Below are 24581 nucleotides of genomic sequence, written 5' to 3'. Positions count from 1 at the left end.
TCCTTTATTTATCGATAATTCCTCTGTACTCGTGATCTACAAAGTTTTCAGGCTTTGCAATATCAACACCTGCAAGATATGCAGAACGTGTACACTGGTCTACCTGACCTGGTCTGATTGAATCACCTACAACAAATACCTCTGCATCACCTGCAGCTGCCTTTAACTCATCGTAAGGAACTGTCTTCATACCAAGTGCAAAAAGGATTGTATCTGCTTCAAGTGTCTGCTCACCGTCAGCGTTCTCTACTTTTACTCCATCTGGTAAGATTTCAAGACATTTTGTCTTTGGCATTGTCTTCATGCCATTATTTTCCATCTCCCAAACAAGAGCTTCACGGTAGCTACCGAATGCCTCATTTGCAACACGGTCAAGCATTTCAACAACTGTTACTTCATGACCTAACTTTGTAAGGTGTAATCCAGTTTCGCAACCAACAAGTCCTCCACCAATCATTACAACCTTCTTGCCAACCTTAAGCTCTCCATCATAAACTTCCATAGCCTGATGAGCATTCTCAATACCCTTGATAGGTGGACATGATGGAAGTGAACCTGTGGCAATAATTACTGTGTCTGCACCAAACTCCTTAATGAAATCTGGTGTAGCTTCTGTATTAAGACGAACATCAATATCACGCTTTTCAACTTCGCGAATGAGTACATTCTTGAAGTTACGTAAGTCTGGCTTATCAACATCAATATCTGTGAAGTAAAGAAGTCCTCCAAGATTTTCCTTCTTCTCAACAAGAGTTACCTTATGGCCTCTATCAAATGCTGTGATTGCTGCCTGAAGACCTGCAGGACCACCACCAATTACAAGAACCTTGTTGCTCTTTGTTGCAGCTGGAAGTGTAGCTGGGTCAAATGGTAAATGTGCAAGAGGATTGATTCTACAATGACCTACATAAAGAGCAAGCTCTTCACTTGTAAATGGTAAGTCTGTGTATCCTTCCTCAGGTGAACCTGGGAAGCAAAGGTAGCAGCGTAAGCATCTTCTGATGCAATCCTCTTCGCCACACTTGCACTTGTTTGCAAATTCTGGATCTGCAAGCATCTGGCGACCAAGAATGATGAAATCTATCTTGCCTTCAGCAATTGCCTTTTCACCCATCTCTGGTGAGTTGATTCCACCAACTGCACCGACTGGAAGCTTTGTATACTTCTTGATAATAGAAGCTGGCTCAATGTTAAGACCATGCTCATGGAACATAGAACTTTCTGTACCAGACTTAACTGAATCTTCATAAATACCACATGTTACATGAACAGATGTAATGTAATCCTCAACCCAGCTGATAAACTCACCTGTCTCCTCTGGTGTAATACCGTTTGGCTGGTGATCAGTTCCATCAATACGAAGCTCGATAAGGAAGTCAGGGCCTACTGCTTCACGCATAGCCTTGATAATCTGGATTGGGAACTTAGCACGATTTTCAAGTGATCCACCGTACTCATCTGTTCTTGTGTTCATAAGTGGGCTTAAGAACTGTGTAAATAAGAATCCGTGACCGCCATGGATAAGTACACCGTCAAAGCCTGCCTTCTGCATATAAGTTGCAGCAACTGCAAAGTCATTTGCGATACGAGCCATATCATCTTCATTCATAGCACGTACATGTACACCAGCTAAGTTTGTGCATTCAACTGGTCCGATTGCTTCTTCCTCTGGTCTAAAAGGAACCTTCTCCTTACCACAGTGAACAAGCTCTGCAAGAGCGATACAATCATGGCTCTTGATTCTTTTTGCATACTCTGCAACGGCATTGAAAGTTTCCATGTCTTCCTCTGGCTTAGCAAAGTCGAATGGTCTGAAGCCTGGAATACGAACAGCATCTTTAAAGTTAACATCTGTCTCACCAACGATAACGCATGCGTTACCACCGATTGCTCCACTTTCAAGCTTACGATAAGTAAAATCTCTTGCCTCTGGATTCTGTACGATTAATCCGAATGCCATAGGCGCACTTACAATACGGTTTTTGTAAGTTACATTTCCAACTTTCATTGGACTCATTAAGTGTTCAAATTTCATGGTTTTTCTCCTTTTACACTTCTCCAGTAATTTTTCTGGCCAACATTTCTGCTGGTCTGTTCCATAAGAATGAAACAACATATCCTACTAAGTAGATAGGAATAAATGTAGAAATCATTGCGAAGAAATATGCAATGACTGGAGCGTGGCTCAAAATAACAACATTAAAGTAAGTAAGGAAAATACAGTTGACTACTACATACACAAGATTGACAATTACATTCACTAAAAGTCCGAATGGTAATGTATCCTGCTTTGCCTTACAAGCGCTTGCAAATTTTAATCCCCAAGGTACTGCTGGTAAAAACATTCCAACAAAGAATGAGATTACATATGCAAGTGTAAAATTGATTAATAAAAGTTTAGGTACAACGGTACGTGTTGCGATAAGCTGTGCAGCTAAAGAAATAGCAAACGCTATAGGAATATTTGTTATCAATACGTTTAAAACTTTACATTTTTTGCTCATGTTCATTATCGTACATCTCCCTGTTATTTAATTTTTAGATACCCTTAAACTGCTTATTTTTGTAGCGACCAATTTTGCTTGCTACAATTTCTCTGTTTTCTGGATTTGCAAAGAATCCACCCTGTGTGTGAGCAATCTCTTCAAGATGCTTTGCACGACCTGCTACAGTTGTTCTGTCCTTGAGAAGACCATCCTTCTGAATAACAAATTTCCACTTGCCATCAGCTGTCTGCTCAAGATTTCCACCTGCTCCACAAACCTGGCACTCGATTGGATAATGAAGTCCATCCCACTGCATCTCGCCAAGAACAAGTGCATTACTGTGGCAGTTTGGACACCATCCCATGTCCTCATCACCAAGCCAGCCTCTTTCTTCAACTGGTGTCTGAACTGCTTTGATGATGTTCTCGCCCATCTTGTGAGCTCTTTCAATGAGATCATCCTTGAGAAGTACCTGAGAAGGGCCTGGAACCTGAGTTGCAAGAAGCATATCAACAACCTTGAAGTCTGTAGTGAACATTGTTGCCTGCATACCTTCAAGAGCCATTGCCTGCCATGCTCTTGTAGAACCACCCACTGAGATAAGACCTGCTACACGATCTTTGTGCTCAATAGCACCGATTGTTTCAAGAAATGCTGTCTCGTAGCTAAGACTGCGCTGTGCGAATGTAAGATAGTTTGATGCTGGCATCAAATCATATGTTGGTGCTGCAAAAATTACAGCGTCCTGATTAAGCATGACATCCATAATCTTTTTCTTGTCATCCTTCTTGTCGAGGATACATCCAACATGCTTACCCTGAGACATTCCAATAGTACAAGAAGTACATCCTGTACAATCCATAATGTTATAGTCTCTGAGGTTAATCATAGTGACTTCTGCACCAGCCTCCTCACAGGCGATAAGCGCCTCCTTCAACAAAATTTCGCTGTTGCTGTCCTTTCTTCCGGCAGCAACACCCATTACTTTAATAGCCATCATTATTCTCCTTTTACTTTTGTTTGACAAAAATATAACAATCTTTTCCTATATATTCATCAGACAGAAATTCAATTAAATCTATAAAAAGGAGATTACTTTTCCGACGTTTGTCTGATATACTCAGTAAGTATTCTTTGGAGGTTATTATGGAAGAATTGAACAACGAATTAAAAGAAATGAACGACTTTATTAAAAACTATCAACAATTACAACAGAAAAAAGAGTCGCTTTTCACCGTACTACGTCACGGACATGAATTAAACCTCATCCTACAAAAGGCGTATGGTTATATAAACAATCCTATAAACATCTGCGATAGCAGCTTTTCTATTTTGGACTCCTTTCCAACAGTTGATGATTCCCGCACCCTGGAAGTGCGTAATGATCGTTTATCTATAAAAAATGTGTTTTCAAACGATATGAAGGAATCAAATTTAACCGACCATATATTTCACAGTATCTATCCTTTTATTACAAAGGTAGATGACTTTGAATATGATTGGGCTTTTGAAAGTATCCGCATCAATCGTTCAGTTGTAGGATATGTGTGTGTACGGGGAATCAATCGAGATTTTACAGATGATGATTTGGAAATAATCCACCATCTCAGTCATATTATTTCAGTTTATCTACAAAAAAATAATCTATATATGAATCCTCGTGGAATTACTACTGATAGATTTCTAAAACAATTACTGCTTGGACATTTTGAAAACGAAGACACCATTAAATCTCAAATTTCTTCACTTGGTTACAAACCAAGTGCAAGCTACTATCTGATGTCCTATGACTTTGTAGATTCTAATCCAAAACTACTTGCAACTGACTATTTCTGTCAACAGCTACAATCTATTTTTCCAAATGCCATTACAGGTACCTATGAAGGACAGCTGGTTACACTTTTACCAGCAAATCACACTACTCCATTCAACGGTGCAACAGAGGACAGACTACAAACATTTCTACTAATGAACAGAATGATATGTACCATCAGCTTCGTATTTACGAATCTGACAGAAGCCCCTACATATTATGAACAGTGTAAATGTATCTTTGGAATGATTGACTTAGAGGATAATATCGGAAATACATTAAGATATGGTGACTACTGCTTGCGCCATATCACCACCCTATTAGATGACCCTTCGCTATTTTTAGCTACTATACATCCAGCAATAAAATTTATGCAGTCATATGATTTAGAGAATTCAACAGATTATCTAAACACTCTTGAAACCTACATTCAAAAAAATAGGAGCGCCCCAGCAGCAGCTGAAGCACTCCATATACATAAATCAACTTTTTTCTATAGACTCGAAAAAATGAAGTCGCTTTTTAATATTGATGTATCTAATCCTGATAACATGTTTGCCTATGAAATATCTCTTAAGATTTTGTATATTTCAAAAAAGTATCGATACTAGTCTATTTTCTTTTTGCTAAGAATCTGTATAGGAATGTAAATATAATTCCAGCTACAGAAAAGCTCAATGCAATAATAAATGCATTTTGATATGCTCCTGTAGAAGCATAAACACCTCGCATGATTTGTGGTCCGAAGTATCCAGCCAATGCAAAACCGATAAACATGATTCCATAGTTTACGCTGTTGTTCTTTGGGCCAAACTGATCTGCAGTGAAGCCTGGATAAACCCCCATAAATGAGCCAAAGCTCATTCCTACAATTGCAAGTCCTACATAGAATAGTCCAGCTGCCCCTGTTCCACAGTTGTAAAGAATAAAGCCGCCGATGCATCCCAGCATACATGCAATCATGAGGGTGTTGATTCTGCCAAGCTTATCAGAAATATAGCCAGCAAGAATTCTTCCAAAGGCATTGAATAATGCGAGTAATGATACTGCAAGAGATGCCTGAACAGCTGTCATACCAATCATGTTTTGAGCCACTGATGATGCCTGAGATATAATCATCATTCCCGAGAAAGCTCCGCATGTTAAAAGCAGAAGCATAACATAGAATACTGGTGTCTTAAGCATTTCTTTCCAGTTTTTGTTTTCAATCTTTGCACCAGAGCCTGTTGTACTCACCACATATCCTGATGGAACGTAATCTTCTGGGCACTGTTCCAAAAACATACACGAAACGGCAATAAGAACAATAAAAATAATACCAACAAGCTTGAATGCAAAGCTTGCATCTGTTCTTGAAACGATTGCTGTTACTATTGGTGGTAAAATTACCGAACTTGCACCGTATACCGCTGTTGTTATTCCACCAATTAATCCTCTTTTATCTGGGAAGAATTTGACGCATGTAGAAATAACACTTCCATAGGCCATTCCAAGACCAAGTCCACCGATGATACCGTAAGTTGCAATTAAATATCCTACACTGGTAGCAAATCCTGATAAAAACATGCCAAGGCCCCACATAATTCCACCAACAAGAATTACTTTCTTAGGACCGAATTTGTCATTGAACCATCCACCTGAAATCATTGTGATTGGCCCAACAGAATTTGCAATCGTATATACGATAGCTAAATCACCGGGTGTGATATTGCTTCCCATTGTAGCATTGAAATAATCTGCCATAGCAGCAGAGAAAACGCTCCATGCATAGATAGAGCCAAGGCAGAGATTAATAAAACATCCCGCCAATAAAATAATCCATCTTTTTTTGTCTAAATTCATTCTATTCTCCTTCTAATCCTTAGGTTGCGGATTGGAGAATAAATATAAGTTATAAGATTTCGCAGTAATTGCATTCTAGCGATAAAAAAAATAAATGTCAATTTTCATCGACATTTATTTCTATTAATATCTTATTTTATTTTCTCTGTCTGTGTGTTTCATACATAAGAAGGCTCGCTGCTACAGATGCATTTAATGATTCTAGCTGACCTTCCATTGGAATCTTTAGGTAGCTTGTAGCCAATGCTGACATTTCGTCTGTCAGACCATTTCCCTCGTTTCCAATCATGAAAGCTGTAGGACCGGTGAAGTCCAATTCATCGTAGAACTTCTCACCCTTTAAGTGTGCTGCATAAACTGATAAACCATGCTTTTCTTCCAGTTCCTTTATGGTTGCACCAAGGTCTGAAACTATCATGTGTGGGACCCTAAAAATGCTTCCCATGGTAGAACGTACAACCTTTGGTGAATAGATGTCCACAGTGGTGTTGTTCATGATAATGCCGGTAGCTCCCGCCCCCTCTGCAGTACGGACTATTGTGCCCATATTGCCAGGGTCCTGTAGAGATTCAAGAATAACCACATGTGCAGGCTTGCCAGATGCAGCGCCTAGAACATCATCCATAGTGAAATCCTGCATCTTTACAAGCGCAAGAACTCCCTGTGGAGTGACAGTGTCGCACATGGTTTTGAATACATTTGTAGCCACTTCTTCCACATGAACCTGTGGTGCCTTTTCCTTTATCTGTGCAAGGAAAGCCTTTCCCTCAGCTGTAGCTTCAAAGCCCTCTATGATATATACACTATCTAAAAGATTGGCTGGGACCTCTGCAACGGCACGAATCCCTTCAATCACAAAAAGCCTTTGAGCTTTACGCTCTCTGGCTTTTTTGTTAAGTGCAATAATATTTTTGATTTGATTGTTATTAGTACTTGTAATCATTGTTCAAAGATTGGCAAAGCTGATATTGATACTCGTCAACGTCCTTCTTCATTGCAAGAGCTTCGTCGATATCGAAATCAACGAACTCACCATGTCTGTAACCAACTACGCGGTTTGTCTTTCCTTCGCAAAGAAGGTCAACTGCCATAGCTCCCATAGTAGATGCATATACACGATCCTTACATGTAGGTGAACCACCACGCTGCATGTGACCAAGGATAGTAGCACGTGTCTCGATACCTGTAGCAGCTTCGATACGCTTAGCCATTGATGTTGAGTGGCCGATACCCTCTGCATTGATGATGATGTGGTGCTGCTTGCCTTTCTTACGTCCTTCGATGATGTGGTTTACAAGTCTCTGCTCATCATAATCATAACGCTCTGGAAGAAGTACGTCCTCAGCACCGTTTGCAATACCGCACCAAAGAGCGATATAACCAGCGCCACGTCCCATAACCTCGATGATTGAGCAACGCTCATGAGATGTAGATGTATCACGAACCTTATCGATAGCTTCCATAGCTGTGTTTACAGCTGTATCGAAACCGATTGTGTACTCTGTACATGCAATATCAAGATCGATTGTACCTGGAAGACCGATTGTGTTAATTCCGAACTTAGAAATCTTCTGAGCACCCTTGAATGAACCGTCACCACCGATAACAACAAGGCCATCGATACCTGCAGCGATTGCATTCTTAGCAGCCTTCTCCTGATACTCAGGATCAAGCATCTCTAAACAACGTGCTGTCTGAAGAATAGTACCACCACGCTGGATAGTCTCTGAAACGCTATGAGCGTCCATATCTATAATTTCGCCTGAAAGTAATCCGGCGTAACCTCTTCTAATACCCTTTACCTTCTTGCCTCTAGCGATTGCCTGACGAACAACTGCACGAATAGCGGCATTCATGCCAGGAGCGTCACCACCTGAGGTAAGGACACCAATTGTGTTTACTTTATCTGCCATTTTGATAAATCCTCCTAAAATATCCCTCTGAAAACAATTCCAATCTATTTTATCCTCTTTTGTAGGCGATTTCAATAAAAAATCACTCTTTTTCATTGAAATTAATACCTTCTAGAGGCAAATTGAACCTTTTTGTTTACAACCTTTACGTTTGCTTCTCCAAATTTCTCGTAAAGGATTTCGAGATTCTCTGCTGTTGCACCTATTCCCCAGTTGTCTGGCATACGCTTTACAGCCTTTTCCTCGGTTAAATAGATAACCATATTATCGTTGCCATCCATGCTGCGAATTGTGTCAGAAAGAAGCTGTTCCTTGGAATCATACTCAGCCTTATTGCTAAACTGAATCCAGATTTCTCGCTTGCAATCGTCAAAGCTCTTTATATCCTGGCAAATGATTTTAGCATCCTTTTCTTCCTCCGCCTGAACTCGGCCACTTATAAAGACTTTATTATTCTCTGCGATTAGTGAACGAGCTGGCTCGAAGCTGTTAGGGAATACAATTACTTCCACCTGACCTGTAAGGTCTTCCAAAGTAATAAATGCCATAGCTTTATTGTTCTTAGTGTACTTAATCGTTACATCTGTAATCATTCCACCTACGACAACAGTTTTATTGTCCTCTACCTTTGCCATTCCTGTTTCGTCATCAATCAGGAACTCACTGGCATGGGCTGTAACATTTTTCTCAAGAAGTGAAATGTAATCATCAAGTGGATGACCACTTACATATACACCCATCAGCTCTTTCTCAAAGGCTAGCAGCATTTCCTTATCGAATTCCTCAACAGGTGGTAATGAGATTTTCAAATCTTCCTTTTGCTCTTCACTGGCAAAATCAAAAAGAGACATCTGACCATCAATCTCATTTTTCTTTTTGCTATTCATGGAATCCAAAATGCTTGGGAAAATCATGCATTTTTGTCTTCGGTTTCCATCAAGAGAATCAAGTGCTCCTGATTTGATAAGATTTTCAATGGTTCGTTTGTTGGCATCATATTTGCTAACACGATCTATAAAGTTTTCCAAATCATGGTATGGTCCATTCTTTTCACGCTCATATTTGATTGCGTCAATTGTAGGACGACCAACTGATTTAATTGCATATAAGCCATATCGAATGCTCTTGCCATCAACAGAGAAACGTCCATCTCCATAATTAACATCTGGAGGAAGAACTTCGATTCCTGAAGAACGGCATACGCCAATGTATTCTGCAACCTTTCCACTGGCATCAATAACAGATGTCATAAGGGCTGCCATAAATTCGATTGGATAATACTTTTTCAAATACGCTGTCTGCAAGGCAACTACAGCATAGGCAGCAGCATGTGATTTGTTGAAGGCATACTTAGCGAAATCAACCATGTGGTCGTAAATTCCATTGGCCACCTGGCTCGATATGCCATTTGCACCACATCCTGGAATCTTTGTGATTTTACCAGTGATATGGTTCTCAATTTGACCACCATTAACGAAAATCTCGCGATTCTCTTCGATGACATACTGCTTCTTTTTACTCATGGCACGACGGATTTCATCGGCACCACCAAGTGAATATCCAGCCAAAGACTGAACGATTTGCATAACCTGCTCCTGATATACGATACAGCCGTAGGTAGGAGCAAGGATTGGCTCTAATTCTGGGCATTCATACACAATACCCTCCTGATTATTCTTACCCTTGATGTAATTAGGGATGAAATCCATAGGGCCTGGTCGATAAAGTGAAATACCGGCTATAACATCTTCGATTGAATGAGGCTTAAGCTCCTTCATGAAGTTCTTCATACCGGTAGATTCAAGCTGGAAAACACCCTCGCATTTACCAGCAGAAATCATTTCCATAACGCCCTGGTCATTATAATCAATGTTATCAATATCAAGCTTAATGCCATGGTTCTTTTCTACTAGCTTCACCGCATCATTAATAACTGTAAGAGTACGAAGGCCAAGGAAATCCATCTTTAGAAGACCAAGCTCTTCGATAGTGGTCATGACAAACTGTGTAACGATAGTGCCGTCACCACCTCTTGAAAGAGGAACATATTCGTCCATTGGCTTGCCGGCAATAACTACACCTGCTGCATGCATACCAGTGTTTCGTGGAAGACCTTCAAGAGTACGAGCAACATCAATAAGATTTTTGATTTGATCATCTGCATCATACATAGCCTTAAGGTCACGATTCATTTCAAGTGCCTTGTCCAAAGTGATACCCAAATCCATAGGAATCATTTTGGCAATGGAATCCACATATCCATATGGCAAATCCATTACACGTCCTACGTCACGGATAACACCACGAGCCTTTAATGTACCGAAGGTAACAATCTGGGTTACACAGTCCTTACCATATTTTTCAATAACGTAATCGATAACTTCTGAACGACGCTCGTAGCAGAAGTCAATATCTATATCGGGCATGGATACACGCTCTGGGTTAAGGAAACGCTCAAACACCAGGCTGTATTTGATTGGGTCGATATTAGTGATTCCTGTGGTGTAGCTGACAAGTGAACCTGCAGCAGATCCACGTCCTGGACCTACAGGAATACCATGAGTTCTGGCATAGTTGATAAAATCCCACACGATAAGGAAATAATCAACATATCCCATATTTTTAATAACATTTAATTCGTATTCAAGACGAGACTTAAGGCTTTCTGCCTTGTCACCATAACGACGATCCAATCCCTCATAGCAAAGCTTGTTCAAATATGTCCATGAATCGTAGCCTTCCGGAACTTCGAAATGAGGAAGCTTTGTCTCACCGAAAACGATTTCCACATGACATCTATCTGCAATTTCCTGTGTACGATAAACCGCTTCCTTTGCATAAGGGAAAAGCTCTAGCATTTCTTCTTCTGATTTGACATAGAACTCGTCTGTCTCGAAACGCATTCTGTCTACATCCTGAAGCTTTTTACCTGTTTGGATACAAAGAAGCACGTCATGGCTGGCTGCATCTTCTTTATTTGTGTAGTGGCAGTCGTTTGTGGCAACTAAAGGGATGCCTGTCTCCTTTGAAAGACGAAGTAATCCCTGATTAACAGTTTTCTGTTCATCAATACCATGGTCCTGAAGCTCAAGGAAATAATTATCCTTTCCGAAGGTGTCACGGTATTTAATAGCTACAGCCTTTGCATCATCGTATAATCCACGGACAAGAAGCCTAGCTACCTCGCCTGCAAGACAGGCAGATAAGCAAATAATACCCTCGTGATATTTCTGGAGAGTCTCAAAATCCACACGTGGCTTGTAGTAGTATCCATCTACAAAACCTGCAGAAACGATTTTTATGAGATTTTGATAGCCTTCGTTATTTTCTGCAAGCAAAATAAGATGGTAGTATCTATCCTCCCCCTGAACTCGCTCTCTGTCGAAACGAGAACCAGGAGCAACATAGACCTCACATCCTAATACAGGATTTATTCCTGCCGCTTTACACTCTTTATAAAAATCGATAACACCATACATTACTCCGTGGTCTGTGATGGCTGCCGCAGTCATACCCATGTCTACGCATTTCTTAACATATGACTTTATCTTATTCGAGCCATCCAACAGTGAATACTCTGTATGTGTATGTAGATGAACAAAACTCATAAAAACCTCTAGTCCGTCTGTTACGTTTACAAGCATGCTATTACTCCGCTCGATAACACATCTCGCTTGAGTAACAGCATAGCTTGTTAACTACAGACTCCTCTATATTTTTTTATTCGACGAGCAACGATAGCTCCTCCACGATTTCGCCCATCTTTGCTAAGGCAGCTTCGATTGGGGCTGGTGTGGTGAGGTCAACGCCTGCTATTTTAAGAAGCTCAACTGGTGCATCGGTGCAACCTGATGATAAGAACTTCTTGTAGCGAGCCACAGCTGGCTCACCTTCTGTAAGAATCATTTCTGCAATAGCTACTGCTGCACAGAAAGATGTGGCATACTGATATACATAGAAATTGTAGTAAAAGTGAGGTATGCGAGCCCACTCGTAAGCTATCTCTGGGTCAGAAATCATATCCGGACCATAATAACGCTCATTTATGTCCTTATATATGGTCGACAAATTTTCCGCATTCAAACTGTCTCCATTTTCTACCATTTCGTTTGTGATTTTTTCAAACTCTGCAAACTGAGTCTGACGATAAACAGTACCCTTAAAGCTATCCAGATAATGATTTAAAAGATATGCTCTTTCCTTTTTATCTGTACAGTTTTTAAGCAAATACTCTAAAAGCAAAATCTCATTACAGGTTGAAGCTACCTCTGCAACAAAGATTTTGTAGTTTGAATAAATATAAGGCTGTGCACTATTTGAATAGTGGCTGTGCATTGAATGTCCCATTTCATGAGCTGTTGTAAACATATCATCAAATGTATCGTTGTAATTTAAAAGCATGTATGGATGGCAACCATAAGCTGTTGCAGAATAAGCACCACCCTGCTTTCCTTTATTTTCATACACATCAATCCAACGATTTGCAAAACCTTCTTTTAGAAGTTCTACATAATCATCTCCAAGAACTGCAAGTGCTTTGCAGATAGTCTCCTGAGCCTCTTTATAAGTAACCTTTTTAGCAACGTCTGAAATCATTGGTGTGTAGATATCATACATATGAAGCTCATCAACACCAAGGCACTTCTTTCGAAGCGATACATACGCATGAAGCTTGTCTAGATTAGCGTTTACTGTCTTAACCAGATTTTCATAAACTTCTGGTGAAACATTATTTGCATCTACTGCCGCTTCAAGATTTGAAGAATATCCCCTTACTCTGGAATGAAATACTCTCTGTTTAACCTCTCCACTGTATGAAGATGCCAATGTATTTATGTAATCCTTCATTGTGTCATAGTATGCCTTAAATGCATCTTCTCTGACACGTCTATTTGCTGACATCAAAAATGGAACAAATCGTCCGTGTGTAAGCTCTACCTCTTCCCCATCCTCGTCTTTGATGGTAGGGAATTTCATATCAACATTTGTAAATGCTTCGTACACCTCTGATGCAGTGTTAGACATCTCCGCTGTCATAGCTACAACTTTTTCCATTTCTGCCGAAAGTGTGTGAGCCTTTAATCTTTGAACTTCTTTTATTTGCTTCTTATATAAATCGAGCTTTGGCTCTTTGCTATAGAACTCTTCCAGCTTTGATTCATCACAGGCTAAAATCTCTGGATCGATGAACGAAACATCGGAACTGATTTTGGCCATAATGCTGAAAACCTTCTGATTCATGCTTTGATGAAGAGTGTTTCCCTGGTCCTCATCAAAAAGTCGAGCTGCATAGTTGTATGCGAACTCAAGCTTTTCAGAAATGAAGGCTGAAAGCTCAAGAACCTGCAAAAGAGTATCTGCACTTTCGCAAACTCTACCTTCAAACTTAACAAGTTCCTCTGTTTTACCAAGAATAACCTTTATATCTTCTTCCCAGTCGCTGTCGCTGGAATACATATCCTTAAGATTCCATGTATCTTCAACATTAACCTGATCTCTTGTAAGTAACTCCTTTGCCATTCCATTATCCTCCGTCTAAACCCACTGAATCTTTCACTATTCTATCACAGATTATTCAAAGATACATTGTATTATAAAAATGTTCCCACCGGGAAATGACGATAAAAATTATCATAATTTATAGGAGGATTCCATGGATAGCCGCGAGGATTTAATCAAGGGACTAAGCCAAGCAATGAATGGCAACAAAGAAGACGAACTAGGTCGTCAGTTTTTTGCAGATACAAACACATTACGAACAGGTGCTGCTGGTGGAAACGTAGAAGTCAGTGTCCTTGTTTCAAAAGCTGAATTTGGAAGAATTGCAAGTGGCGTTTCGAAATATCACGTAACAGACCGCCGTGGAATTGAAGACGGTAACGACATCACATTTAATGAAGTAGAAGCTGATGGCTTTACTCAAACAGGCCACAAGCTTACAAAACGTGTACTTGATGTAAAATCATATTTACAGATTAGTGGTCTTAAGGAAGGCTATTATATCGTAGCTTTTTAATCAAGTGCATTTGCTACTTGAAGCTAAGAGCTTCAGGTAACTTATTATAAAAGGGCTCTGGAGACCTCCCAGTTTAGTTGGAATCCAGAGCCCGATTTTTAAATTTTTTCGTATGTGTCGCCGAAAATACTTCTTTCTATTATATATACATCTGATTTATCTGTAGCGGAAACAGCCATGTAGTCCCCAGGCTTACCAAGATAATAATGCTCTGGGTCCCATTTGGTGAATACCTTTGTGCGGACATTTACTTCCTTTGCATATATCTCACTTGTGCCCACTGAAATACAACTGTGTGCACATGGCAATAGCTCTCTGCTTATGCCTCTGTCTACATCTTTTATTGTAGGCTGATAATTTCCAGGATAAACATATTCTTCATCAGAAATTTCATATTTCTTTACAAATGTATCCCATGTCATAGGATAAACCTCACCCTTAATGCCAATGGCAATAACTGTGTCTTCCTGGATTTCAAGCTCCACATCACCCTCTAATGTACGAATGACACATCTGCTTGATGCTGGAAGAATATCTGTAGCCTTAACATATCCTACATGGAGACGCTTCTTTTTATATTTAGCCATACCTTTAGTATTGGCAATATAATTATCTGTATAGATTATTTCGTTGTCCTTGAAGTATTCCTTCATGCGCTCTCTGAAAAACTGCTGAATAGCTGGCGCTGTGTACTCCATCTCCTGGAGTTCCAAAAGAGAACGACGAATCTGTCCACCGGCTTTTATCAGATGACCACCGCCATCACCGACACCTGCACAGATGAATCTGGCAAGCTCATCAGCCTTTACTTCTTTTATGCAGCTTCGTACGGAAATCTTTACACCACCTTCGTGGATAGAATATACGAGGCAGCAGTGAACATCCTCTACTTCCAGAAGCATATCTGAAATAATACCTAGAACGTTTGGATCACATGGATCCGATTTTACGATTGAGTAATGATTATCACTGTAATATTCTGAACCAAGCAGAGCAATTCCTGCAATTCGAAGCTCAGCCTGAGAAATATTTGAATTTCTAAACTTTGTGATGATAGACGCACTGTACTTTAACTCATCTCGCATATCCATATCTAATGGATGGTGAAGCTCCGAGAAATTGTTACTGTCTGTCATCAAGCCATAATAAAGGGCAGTTGCAAGCTTAACATCGTCGTTAGCATCGTAGCCTGCTTCTCTAAGCATATCCCATACAACTGTAGCACAGCTGGCCTGATATGAACGGACTTCAGCCAACTCTGGAAGCTCATTTGCAACCTGATGATGGTCTATTATTGCAATATTCTTAGCCTTAAACTGCTGAATATTACCTTCACCATACTGGCTGTCAACTGTAACAAGCACATCTGGCAATCCTTCCTTATCTATTCCAAGGAGTTCATTTAACTGCTCCTGATAGCGTACATGATGAATTCGAATATCCAAATCTTCGATCATAAGTCTCAGATTACTCTTAGATATTTCAAAATTACCACCATAAACAAATCGAGCATGTTTGCCATTTGACTTTAAATATTTCATGACAGCAAAACCAGATGCAAGAGCGTCTGCATCGGGATTATTGTGGCATTGCACTATGATATTATCGAATTTTAATAATTGTTCTAGCTTCATAGAAACTATTATATAGTTTTAATTATTAAAATAAAAGAACTATCTCCTCAATAGTCTAATAATTGTCTTTTTTCTCAATTATGAAAACTGTACACTTCAAGCTCAGTTTCCTAACAACTTATTGCAATTTTGTACAAACATTGAATTTTCAAGGTTTATGGCAACTTTTTTCGTTGACAGTTCCAATACGTGACATTATAATCTGATTTTGTCTCTATTAATCTTTTTATAACGTTTCAAGAAAAAATGGATAATCAAATACTATTAGAAAATATTATTGCAGCAATCGAAAACGGTGAGCTTCAAGCATATTATCAGCCACAGTACAATGCTAAAAAAGGAGTTGTCGGAGGGGCAGAAGCCCTTGTCAGATGGGTAAAGCCAGACGGCACTATTGTCTTACCAAAAGATTTCATTCCTATTTTAGAAGAAAACGGCCAGCTTTCTGTTGTAGATTGGTTTATTGCTGAGGAAGCTTGTAAAACCATCAAGCTACTAAAAAGCAGAGCTGTTAGAATAAGTGTTAATTTCGGAAGAGAACATGCTCATGATTCTCAGTTCATAGAAAAGCTAGACAAACTTGTAGAAACCTACGGTATAAATAAGGAATTCTTAGGAATTGAAATCACTGAATCTGACGTAGCAACAGACAAACAGGATGTTATCGAATGGGTTAACAAAATCGTTGCTGCTGGTTACGCAGTTTCAATCGATGATTTTGGTTCTGGAATGTCATCTCTTTCATTTGTAAAAGATGTACCAGCCAAAATCCTTAAAATAGATAGATCCTTCCTGGCTGACAACTGTCAAACCGAAAGAGGAAAAATGACTCTTGAATCTGTATTCTATTTTGCACATCGCCTTAAGCTTATAACTGTAGTCGAAGGTGTAGAAACAGAATCACAGCTACAATTCATTAATACTTGCGATTGTGATTATATTCAAGGATTCATTTTTTCTAAGCCGCTTGAAAAAAGCGAGTTTATTCGCATGTGTATAGAAGAAGCACCTGTAGAAATCGGTACAATGGAACCATTTGAAGAAGGTGCTGTTTTTGAGCAAGTTAAAATTCTAATTGATTCAGTATATAAAAAGTTTCAAATTATAAAGTTTGCCAACATAAGTAAAAACTCATATACATTTATGAGACATGAAAACTTTATAAATACAACTATCCCTGAAACAGGTTCTTACGATGAATGCCTAAGACGAATTGTGGCTGTCACCGTACCTGAATCACAAAAGGATGTTTTAAATGCTTTCAACAGAAAAAGCCTTCTTGAAGCATATAAGAATGGTGAAAAAAGGGTAATGCGAATTGTCAATCAAATAGACGAAAACAATGAAATCCACAAAATCGCCATTGAAGACTACTTCATGGAAAACGAAAGAAACAGCGATGTATATGTAGTGTCATTCATTCAGAATCTTGATTTTGAAGACGGAACATATGTATAAAAAAGGCAGGACTTAATGTCCTGCCTCATTTACTAAATGGGAATATAAGTAGGTCAATGACCACTTTTTATTTATAGGTGTCACCATAGCTTTATAAACTATGGCTGGCGCCTTAGTTTGTTTATATGCATCTAAAAACACATCTAAACTATCGCTTGTGAAACCATCAAAAATCATCAGCTCTGTAATCACATCACTTGAATCCTTCATTGGCTTTGGATTCTTAGCTTCTCCAATAATATGCTCTACCGATTTATGAATATCATCCTTTGAAATTGTCACAAGCTCTGCACCAACTGCACTACAGGCTTTGGTGGCTGCTGCTATTTTGTTGAACATCAAATTATAAACGTATACTTTCATAATTATGATTGTAAACAATTTATTGGGAGAAAGCTATATATTAACTATTTTTCTGTGATATTACTGTGATAATTTATTTGATGCCCCGTTCTCATGTTATGATGATTTTAGAATCAATCGTAACTCATTATTCGCGAGGTTATATATGGCTGTAAAGTTTAAGTATTGTAGAATTCAAGGAAAAGAATTAGCTGCCAACACCAAAACAGGAAAAGGCATTTTCAGTATGTTTAATCAGATGCTAACTGACGGTGTTATGGATGAAGAAGATGTTGGCCTCTTCAAGGAAATAGATGCATGGTTTGCGGAAGAACTTCCTTGGCCTCCACAGTGCAAGCGCCAAGAAAAAGTCATCTGCTATTTCAAGATGGAAAATTCTGAAATGATGATGAAGATGATTAATCCACTTCTATGGCTACTTGAAAGATATAAGCATCCATACTATGTTGTATATACGAATTTTCCAGGTGAAATTGTTTACGAGGACGAATACCAAATCGTTGTAAAGGTAGACGAAAATGTAGTAATCGAGGATGTTCAGGCAAGCTGGTCTCCTGAGGACTAAGTTATGTCTAACCTGCTTATATTAAAAAAGCGGCCACAATTGGCCGCCTAAGCATTACTTAGCTTTTATCTTACATATTCCCTGAGTCATTGTTCCCATAGGGCAGAATGAACACCAGGTTCTTTCCTTGTATAAAACCATCACAATTAGCCCGATTAATGTGGATGTTAGCATTAGACTATAAAATCCAAAGCCGAACTGAGCAACCCAATCAGGGAAAATGCTTCCATTGTATGCCCATTTCCAAGGCACCTTGAAGGTCCAGAATAACTTGATAGCTTTTCTAAGAGTTCCTGCTCCTGAAAATACTAGGTATGTCTGGAATATCATTGTTCCAAACATAGTCATGAAGAATGTCAAGAAGCCGTATCTAAACCATTTTGATGAAATCCACTTTGGTGCTGTCTTCTGTCTAGAAAATTTTAAATTTCTTCCCAACACCCAGAACAACTGACCTCTTCCGCACATATTGTTGCAGAACCATTTATTTCCACCTACTATTGCAAAAATAAGTGGAAGAATAAAATCTATTAATCCTAACCACGCAAATAGGATATTAAAAAATCCAAGTGCAAAATAAATAATCGACCATATCCAAAGGTAGCTATACCAAGGATTCTTCTTTGTCTTAGCCATTTGCCACCTCCGAATCTACGTCTTCTAATTTAATTGCGTCTGCTGGACATGCCTTCTTGCATAGCCCACATCCTACGCATTTGATTGCATCGACAACTGCATAGCAACCTTTATAAATACTAATCGCATCCCTTGGACACTGTAGTGCACAAACACCGCAGGCCACGCAGATGCTTTTAACCGGGTTCGCCTTCCTTTTTGCCATTTCCTATAACTCTCTTTTCTTTATCAAAACCTAATATAGTCCTATCTGCTTAATATTTACATACAAATTCCTGGCTAAATTCATCAGGATTTCTATGTGTGGACATGTACATTCTTGTTCCTGCTGGATAAACCTTTACGTTTTCAAATCCGTTGTTTTTAAGGATTCTTGCTGCATTGTAAGCTCGCACTCCGATTGCGCATACTACAATGTATTTCTTATTCTTATCTAGCTCATCGAGTCTGCCTCTAAGCTGTCCAAGAGGAATATTGATTGCGTTTTCATATGAATACATTGCAAGCTCGCCTGGCTCTCTTACATCAAGGATTGTAGCTTCCTTGTCTGTGTCTGGTTCGTTCCATTCTGCAATTTCTACTAATCCGGCTAAAACATTTTCAGCTACAAAGCCAAGCATATTTACAGGATCCTTTGCAGAAGAATATGGTGGTGCATATGCAAGTTCCATTTCAGTTAAGTCATACACAGAACCACCAAATCTGATAGCTGTTCCTAGTGTATCAATTCTCTTGTCTACACCTTCTTTTCCAACGATTTGAGCTCCGTAGATTTTGCTTCCATCCATTGAGAATACAAGCTTTAAAATCATTGGCTTTGCGCCTGGGTAATACCCTGCATGCGAATTCTGTGTTACGATAATTGACTTGTAATCCTTGTCTTTTACCATGCCACGTCTATTGAGAGTCTTTTCATTTGCACCTGTTGCTGCAGCTGTTAAATCGAATACCTTAACAACAGAAGAACCCTGAGTTCCCTTATATGTTGAAAAAATGCCCGCAATATTATCTGCAACAATTCTTCCCTGCTTATTAGCTGGCCCTGCAAGTGGCACCATTGTCTTGTCGCCAAATACAAAGTCTGTTACCTCAACCACATCACCTGCTGCATAAATATGTGAATCAGATGTACGCATGTGATCGTCTACTACGATTCCGCCACGCTCGTTAAGTTCAATTCCTGCCTCTTTTGCCAAAGCACTGTTTGGACGAACACCAATAGAAAGGATAACTAAATCAGCTGTTACGCTCTTTCCACTTGAAAGACTTACTGTTACTGCATTTCCCTGGTCCTCAAACTTTGCTACACCATCTCCAAGGATAAGGTCAACATTGTTAGCTCTAATGTTTTCATTTAAAAGTAATGCCATTTCATAATCGATTGGAGCCATGACCTGATTTGCAGCTTCTACAATAGTAACCTTCAAACCTAAAGCATGAAGGTTTTCTGCCATTTCAAGACCAATAAATCCTCCACCAACTACAACAGCTGTTTTAGCATTGTTGTCCTTGATATATGCTTTGATTTCATCTGTATCTGGAACTGTCCACAATGTTTTAACCTTATCTGAATCAATTCCTTCGATTCTAGGTCTGATTGGTGATGAGCCTGTAGCAATCACAAGATTATCGTATCTTTCATGATACTCCTCACCATCATTCTTGCGAATAGCAATAGTCTGATTAGCTCTATCAATAGAGATAACTTCATTGTTTTCTCTTACATCTATTTTAAAACGATTCTGCATTACCTGTTTTTTAGTAACAAGCAAATCTTCTCTATTTTGAATTACATCACCTACATGATAAGGTAATCCACAGTTTGCGTATGAAATGTACGCTCCTCTTTCAAGCAGAATAATTTCTTCATCTTCTTTTAATCTTCTAAGTCTTGCAGCTGCACTTGCACCAGCAGCAACACCGCCAATAATGACTGTTTTACCCATAATTATTTGTTCCAACCTCCTTGGACTTTCTTTATCATAAAACTAATTAATTGCAATTCTCAGCTGATAGGTTTATTATATGTGGTACGAAAAATATATCAAGTACGCAGAAATTATTAACCTAGTAAAAAAAAACTGACCATGGAGGTAGATAAATGAGTAAGAAAGAACCACTTTGTGATAACATTGCCGGAGAAGATTGCGGCTTAAAAAAAGTATTAAATATAGTTGGCGGAAAATGGAAAATCATGATTCTCTGTGTGATTGATAAAGAGGAAGTCGTTCGTTACGGAGATTTGAGACGTTCTGTTTTTGGAATAACAAATACCATGCTCGCTACTTCGCTCAAGGAGCTAGAAGAAGCAAACATGGTAATAAGAACACAATATGATGAAATGCCAGTCAGAGTTGAATATTCCCTGACTGACAAAGCTAAAAGTATTATCCCTATTTTACTAGAGCTTAAAAGATGGGGTGAAAAGAATCTTTAATTTTCGAACGTTTTATATTTTCTCTTTTTTCCTAAGAATCATATATGCCACTACACATATGATTAGCTGAATGACGCCTCCAAGTGGTGCTGCAAGGCCCATTGGAAACAGAGTATCTGGATAATAAATTGATGCCAAATATGCTCCTGGTACTCTCATCAAAATAATTGATGCTACATTGTGAATAAAAGAAATGTATGAGTAGTTTGATGCCACAAAAAATCCGCTAAAGCAGAAGTGGAATGAGGCAACAGTACAATCAAATACATATGATTTGATATAGGATACGCCAAGTGCAACTACCACCATATCATCAGTAAACATACCGATTACAGGACTTGCTATAAACTGGAATGCTATGGCAAAAACAAGACCAATTGATACCGCAATAGTCATGCCATAGAAGAGTGTTTTCCTTGCCAGAGGCTTGTCCCCTGCACCGATTGCCTGGGATGATATTGTTGAAATAGTTGATAGCATTGATGAAGGTACTAAGAATAGGAATGAAATAATCTTTTCTACGATACCAACTGCTGCAGATATTTCAACGCCTCGTGTATTTGCAATAATAGTGATAATTAAAAATGAAACCTGGATGAAACCATCCTGAAGACATACTGGAACGCCCACTCTTAGAATGCTTCCCAAAGTAGATTTATCAATTCGTAAATCCGTTTTAGAAATAGACACCAACTTCATTTTATAAATAGCGATAATGGAAATCAGGACGCTGAAAGCCTGAGCTATAATTGTAGCCCATGCTGCGCCAACAGCCTTCATTCCAAAGCCACCGATAAACAAATAATCCAAAGTAATGTTGAAAACACAAGCAATTGCTATGAAAATCATTGGACTCTTTGAATCCCCAAGACCTCTGAAAATCGCCGCAATTACGTTATATGCAACAATAAATGGAATTCCTGCAAAACAAACAATAAGATATGCTGTAGTTTCATCAACAGCTTCCACTGGAGTACTCATAACAGAAACAATTGGATTCACTAAAGCCAGCAAAAGTGCTGCTAATAATACAGCAACTATAGCAAATAAAACTATCGTATTTCCGATAGTCTTGGATATTTTAGCTCGGTCCTTAGCTCCTACATTTCTTGCAATCATAACAACAGAACCCATAGCAAGTCCCACGATCATAACCGTAATCATGTGCATTACCTGGGAACCGATTGATACACCTGATATAGATGCTGCTCCATTATACTGACCAACTATGAACAAATCAGCCATTCCATAGAGAGTCTGCAAAAAATAAGAGAGTAGAAAAGGCCCCGAGAAAATCATAATGTTTTTTAGTAAGCTTCCTTGTGTAAGATTCTTCTCCATTAGTTTATTCTCCTAACTAAATTTGGGCTCTATTCTACTCTAAATATCCTTTAAAATTCAACTATTTTATGATTCAACCAATATACCTGTGCGATATGCTTCAAGCAATTCTTCAAGCTCCATAATATTCTGCTTTAATGCTTGTCCATTGTCTGTGTCTGCCACAGTCTTTCGTCTGTCCACGTGTTGAACAAGCACTGTGTCAGAATGAATATCGCTTCCGGTTTCCACTGCTTTTTCTACAGATTCAAAAGGCTCATGTGCCGCAAGTAAGAAACCATATGAATTATATGTAAGTGTGTATCCTGCGATACCAGTCTTTGGCTGATAAGCTTTTGAAAATCCTCCGTCGATTACTATTAATCTTCCACCACACTTGATAGGCAACTCACCCTTTTTTGCTTCCACTGGAACATGCCCATTAATAATATGGCTCTCAGGTGAGTTAAGACCAAACTCATTGAGAATCATAGTTACAGTTTCGTCCTTGTCGTACCAAGTGTAATATGGATTCTTCTTCTCCACATGTGTCTCTTTGTCTGCTACAAAATAACGCTCGAATGTGGCCATTTTGTCTTTGCCGAATACAGGAGAATTTGCGTGGCACCATGTATACCAAAGCATGTCCATGCCCTTTTGTTTCTCCTCAGGGTCGATTGCATAGTATCCCTTTCTGAGAAGCTGTTCTAGTGCATCATATAAAGCTTTTCCTTTATAGTGTTTGCCACACAATTCCACATCCTTGAATTGGCCCTTGTCATCAAGAGGGACACAACCATGAAAAAGAAGGTTGTTATTGTAAGTCTTATATAATCCGCCTTTACGATATAAAAATCCTACATGCTCCTGTAGCTTCTCACATTTCATAAAAGCTACTCGAAGCTTATCCATTACATCCTTTTCTTCTTTGGATAAAGCATAAGGGTCTTCTGGATTAACTGTTGGAAAATTGCAATCTAAAAGCTCATACTCTTTACCATCTATAAGGACAACTCCCCTTGTTAGATCCATCTTATCTAGAAGAAGTCTGTCATCCATATTAAACTCAGGATGTTCCTTTATGAGCTGCCCCTCGATTTTGAACTGAATGATTGCTATGGCCTTATGCATCTTCCTGTCAATTTCCGCATTTGCCAAATCATACTCGCCCTCACGATAGTGTAAAGCAAACTGGTCGCAAGGATCCTCCTTGTAGGTCTCCATAGCAAATTTGAACAGTGGAAGAAGATTTATGCCATAGCCATCTTCAAGAATATCAAGGTTTCCATATCTAGCAGAAAATCTGAGCACTGTGGCGATACAAGCAAGCTGTCCTGTTGCAGCTCCCATCCAAACTACATCATGATTTCCCCATTGAATGTCCACACTATGATACTTCATAAGAATATCCATGCAGATATGTGGACCTGGCCCTCTGTCGTAAATATCTCCTACAATATGAAGATGATCCACCACAAAACGACTGATTGCATTCGATAGCGCCACAATAAGCTCTGGCGCTTTTCCAATACGAATTACCGTGTGGATAATTTCGTTAAAGTATGCTTCCTGGTCACTGTGGTCTCGTCTGCCAGTAATAAGCTCCTCAATAACGTATGCAAAATCCTTTGGCAAAGCTTTTCGCACCTTTGACCTGGTGTATTTGCTAGCAGCTGCCTTGCATACTTGAATCAGGCGGTTAATCATCACAACATACCAGTCGTCCATTGAATTACCCCAGCCTGATTCTTTAATCATTCTGATTCGCTCTTCTGGATAATAAATAAGGGTGGCTAAATCTCTCTTTTCTTTCTCCGAAAGCATGTTGCCAAACTCTTCATCGATTTTGCGCTTCACCGCTCCCGAGCCATTTCTTAAAACATGAGCGAATTGCTCATATTCACCGTGAATATCCGAAAGAAAGTGCTCTGTGCCTTTTGGAAGGCTAAGAATCGACTGCAAGTTAATAATTTCTGTAGCAGTGGATGCTACATTAGGAAATTGCTTGGACAAAATCCTTAAATACTGCTTTTCCATTTCATTCTGTTGCATCTTCTCTCCTTTTGTATTCCCGTTTTCCTACATCTTTGTTTAAACT

General features: G+C 39.1%; 20 protein-coding genes. 5 read left to right on the top strand and 15 right to left on the bottom strand.

Annotation, left to right across the window (positions count from 1 at the left end; genetic code table 11):
- Window positions 1-4 precede the first annotated feature (4 nt).
- Genes BMY66_RS09565 through BMY66_RS09555 form a run of 3 tightly spaced genes read right to left on the bottom strand, consistent with a single transcriptional unit; the run spans window position 5 to window position 3483 of the window.
- Entirely contained in the window at window positions 5-2035 is a 2031-nt protein-coding gene (locus BMY66_RS09565) for an oxidoreductase (protein ID WP_044935658.1), read from the bottom strand.
- Window positions 2036-2048: 13 nt separating this feature from the next.
- Entirely contained in the window at window positions 2049-2510 is a 462-nt protein-coding gene (locus BMY66_RS09560) for a hypothetical protein (protein WP_044935655.1), read from the bottom strand.
- A gap of 28 nt (window positions 2511-2538) precedes the next feature.
- Entirely contained in the window at window positions 2539-3483 is a 945-nt protein-coding gene (locus tag BMY66_RS09555; protein WP_044935651.1) for a flavodoxin family protein, read from the bottom strand.
- Between the two features lie 149 nt (window positions 3484-3632).
- On the opposite strand from BMY66_RS09555, the gene BMY66_RS09550 reads away from it, so the two are divergent.
- The gene (locus BMY66_RS09550; RefSeq protein ID WP_090394984.1) at window positions 3633-4910 is read left to right on the top strand and encodes a PucR family transcriptional regulator; all 1278 of its coding nucleotides are present in this window, start codon (window positions 3633-3635) and stop codon (window positions 4908-4910) included.
- A 1-nt stretch (window position 4911) separates the two neighbouring features.
- Here the strand turns inward: BMY66_RS09550 and BMY66_RS09545 are convergent, their stop codons facing one another.
- The 5 genes from BMY66_RS09545 to pepF all read right to left on the bottom strand — a co-directional run bounded on the left by BMY66_RS09545 (window position 4912) and on the right by pepF (window position 13574).
- Window positions 4912-6141 carry an L-lactate MFS transporter gene (locus BMY66_RS09545; protein WP_090394983.1) on the bottom strand — a complete coding sequence of 410 codons (1230 nt, stop codon included), beginning with the start codon at window positions 6139-6141 and terminating at the stop codon, window positions 4912-4914.
- A gap of 136 nt (window positions 6142-6277) precedes the next feature.
- Window positions 6278-7084, bottom strand: a complete 807-nt coding sequence (locus BMY66_RS09540) for a TrmH family RNA methyltransferase (RefSeq protein ID WP_090394982.1) — start codon at window positions 7082-7084, stop codon at window positions 6278-6280.
- Window positions 7068-8054 carry a 6-phosphofructokinase gene (gene pfkA / locus BMY66_RS09535; protein WP_044935639.1) on the bottom strand — a complete coding sequence of 329 codons (987 nt, stop codon included), beginning with the start codon at window positions 8052-8054 and terminating at the stop codon, window positions 7068-7070. Before pfkA ends, BMY66_RS09540 begins: the two co-directional genes overlap by 17 nt.
- A 101-nt stretch (window positions 8055-8155) precedes the next feature.
- Window positions 8156-11662: a DNA polymerase III subunit alpha gene (locus BMY66_RS09530; RefSeq protein ID WP_090395026.1), complete on the bottom strand. Its 3507-nt coding sequence runs from the start codon at window positions 11660-11662 to the stop codon at window positions 8156-8158.
- A 112-nt stretch (window positions 11663-11774) separates the two neighbouring features.
- Window positions 11775-13574, bottom strand: coding sequence for an oligoendopeptidase F (gene pepF / locus BMY66_RS09525; RefSeq protein ID WP_090394981.1), 1800 nt, complete (start codon window positions 13572-13574; stop codon window positions 11775-11777).
- 133 nt (window positions 13575-13707) lie between these two features.
- On the opposite strand from pepF, the gene BMY66_RS09520 reads away from it, so the two are divergent.
- Window positions 13708-14070, top strand: coding sequence for a hypothetical protein (locus tag BMY66_RS09520; RefSeq protein ID WP_090394980.1), 363 nt, complete (start codon window positions 13708-13710; stop codon window positions 14068-14070).
- A gap of 98 nt (window positions 14071-14168) precedes the next feature.
- Here the strand turns inward: BMY66_RS09520 and BMY66_RS09515 are convergent, their stop codons facing one another.
- A complete protein-coding gene (locus BMY66_RS09515; RefSeq protein ID WP_090394979.1) occupies window positions 14169-15704 on the bottom strand; it encodes a DHH family phosphoesterase in 1536 nt (511 codons plus the stop codon).
- Window positions 15705-15950: 246 nt separating this feature from the next.
- Between BMY66_RS09515 and BMY66_RS09510 the strand changes: the two genes are divergently transcribed.
- Window positions 15951-17162, top strand: coding sequence for an EAL domain-containing protein (locus BMY66_RS09510; protein ID WP_090394978.1), 1212 nt, complete (start codon window positions 15951-15953; stop codon window positions 17160-17162).
- Between the two features lie 12 nt (window positions 17163-17174).
- Here the strand turns inward: BMY66_RS09510 and BMY66_RS09505 are convergent, their stop codons facing one another.
- Window positions 17175-17525, bottom strand: coding sequence for a DUF3783 domain-containing protein (locus tag BMY66_RS09505; protein ID WP_143064527.1), 351 nt, complete (start codon window positions 17523-17525; stop codon window positions 17175-17177).
- 145 nt (window positions 17526-17670) lie between these two features.
- Here BMY66_RS09505 and BMY66_RS09500 point away from each other — a divergent pair, with 145 nt between their 5' ends.
- Window positions 17671-18090: a hypothetical protein gene (locus BMY66_RS09500; RefSeq protein ID WP_044935629.1), complete on the top strand. Its 420-nt coding sequence runs from the start codon at window positions 17671-17673 to the stop codon at window positions 18088-18090.
- A gap of 54 nt (window positions 18091-18144) precedes the next feature.
- Here the strand turns inward: BMY66_RS09500 and BMY66_RS09495 are convergent, their stop codons facing one another.
- The 3 genes from BMY66_RS09495 to BMY66_RS09485 are packed head-to-tail and all read right to left on the bottom strand — an operon-like array spanning window position 18145 to window position 20672.
- Window positions 18145-18726: a 4Fe-4S binding protein gene (locus BMY66_RS09495; RefSeq protein WP_044935628.1), complete on the bottom strand. Its 582-nt coding sequence runs from the start codon at window positions 18724-18726 to the stop codon at window positions 18145-18147.
- Entirely contained in the window at window positions 18719-18931 is a 213-nt protein-coding gene (locus BMY66_RS09490) for a 4Fe-4S binding protein (RefSeq protein ID WP_090394977.1), read from the bottom strand. The genes BMY66_RS09495 and BMY66_RS09490 overlap by 8 nt, the downstream gene beginning before the upstream one ends.
- A gap of 49 nt (window positions 18932-18980) precedes the next feature.
- A complete protein-coding gene (locus BMY66_RS09485) occupies window positions 18981-20672 on the bottom strand; it encodes an FAD-dependent oxidoreductase (protein ID WP_090394976.1) in 1692 nt (563 codons plus the stop codon).
- 155 nt (window positions 20673-20827) lie between these two features.
- Here BMY66_RS09485 and BMY66_RS09480 point away from each other — a divergent pair, with 155 nt between their 5' ends.
- The gene (locus BMY66_RS09480) at window positions 20828-21163 is read left to right on the top strand and encodes a winged helix-turn-helix transcriptional regulator (RefSeq protein ID WP_049960295.1); all 336 of its coding nucleotides are present in this window, start codon (window positions 20828-20830) and stop codon (window positions 21161-21163) included.
- A 12-nt stretch (window positions 21164-21175) separates the two neighbouring features.
- On the opposite strand, the gene BMY66_RS09475 is transcribed toward BMY66_RS09480, so the two are convergent.
- Complete coding sequence (locus BMY66_RS09475) at window positions 21176-22504, bottom strand: MATE family efflux transporter (RefSeq protein WP_090394975.1); 1329 nt, start codon at window positions 22502-22504, stop codon at window positions 21176-21178.
- A gap of 66 nt (window positions 22505-22570) precedes the next feature.
- Window positions 22571-24535, bottom strand: coding sequence for a fructose-1,6-bisphosphatase (locus BMY66_RS09470; protein ID WP_090394974.1), 1965 nt, complete (start codon window positions 24533-24535; stop codon window positions 22571-22573).
- Window positions 24536-24581: the final 46 nt, after the last annotated feature.

Origin of the sequence: Pseudobutyrivibrio sp. C4 (assembly GCF_900111635.1) — a bacterium.
GTDB classification, from domain to species: Bacteria; Bacillota; Clostridia; order Lachnospirales; family Lachnospiraceae; genus Pseudobutyrivibrio; species Pseudobutyrivibrio ruminis.
This window is presented reverse-complemented; position numbering and strand designations above follow the sequence as displayed.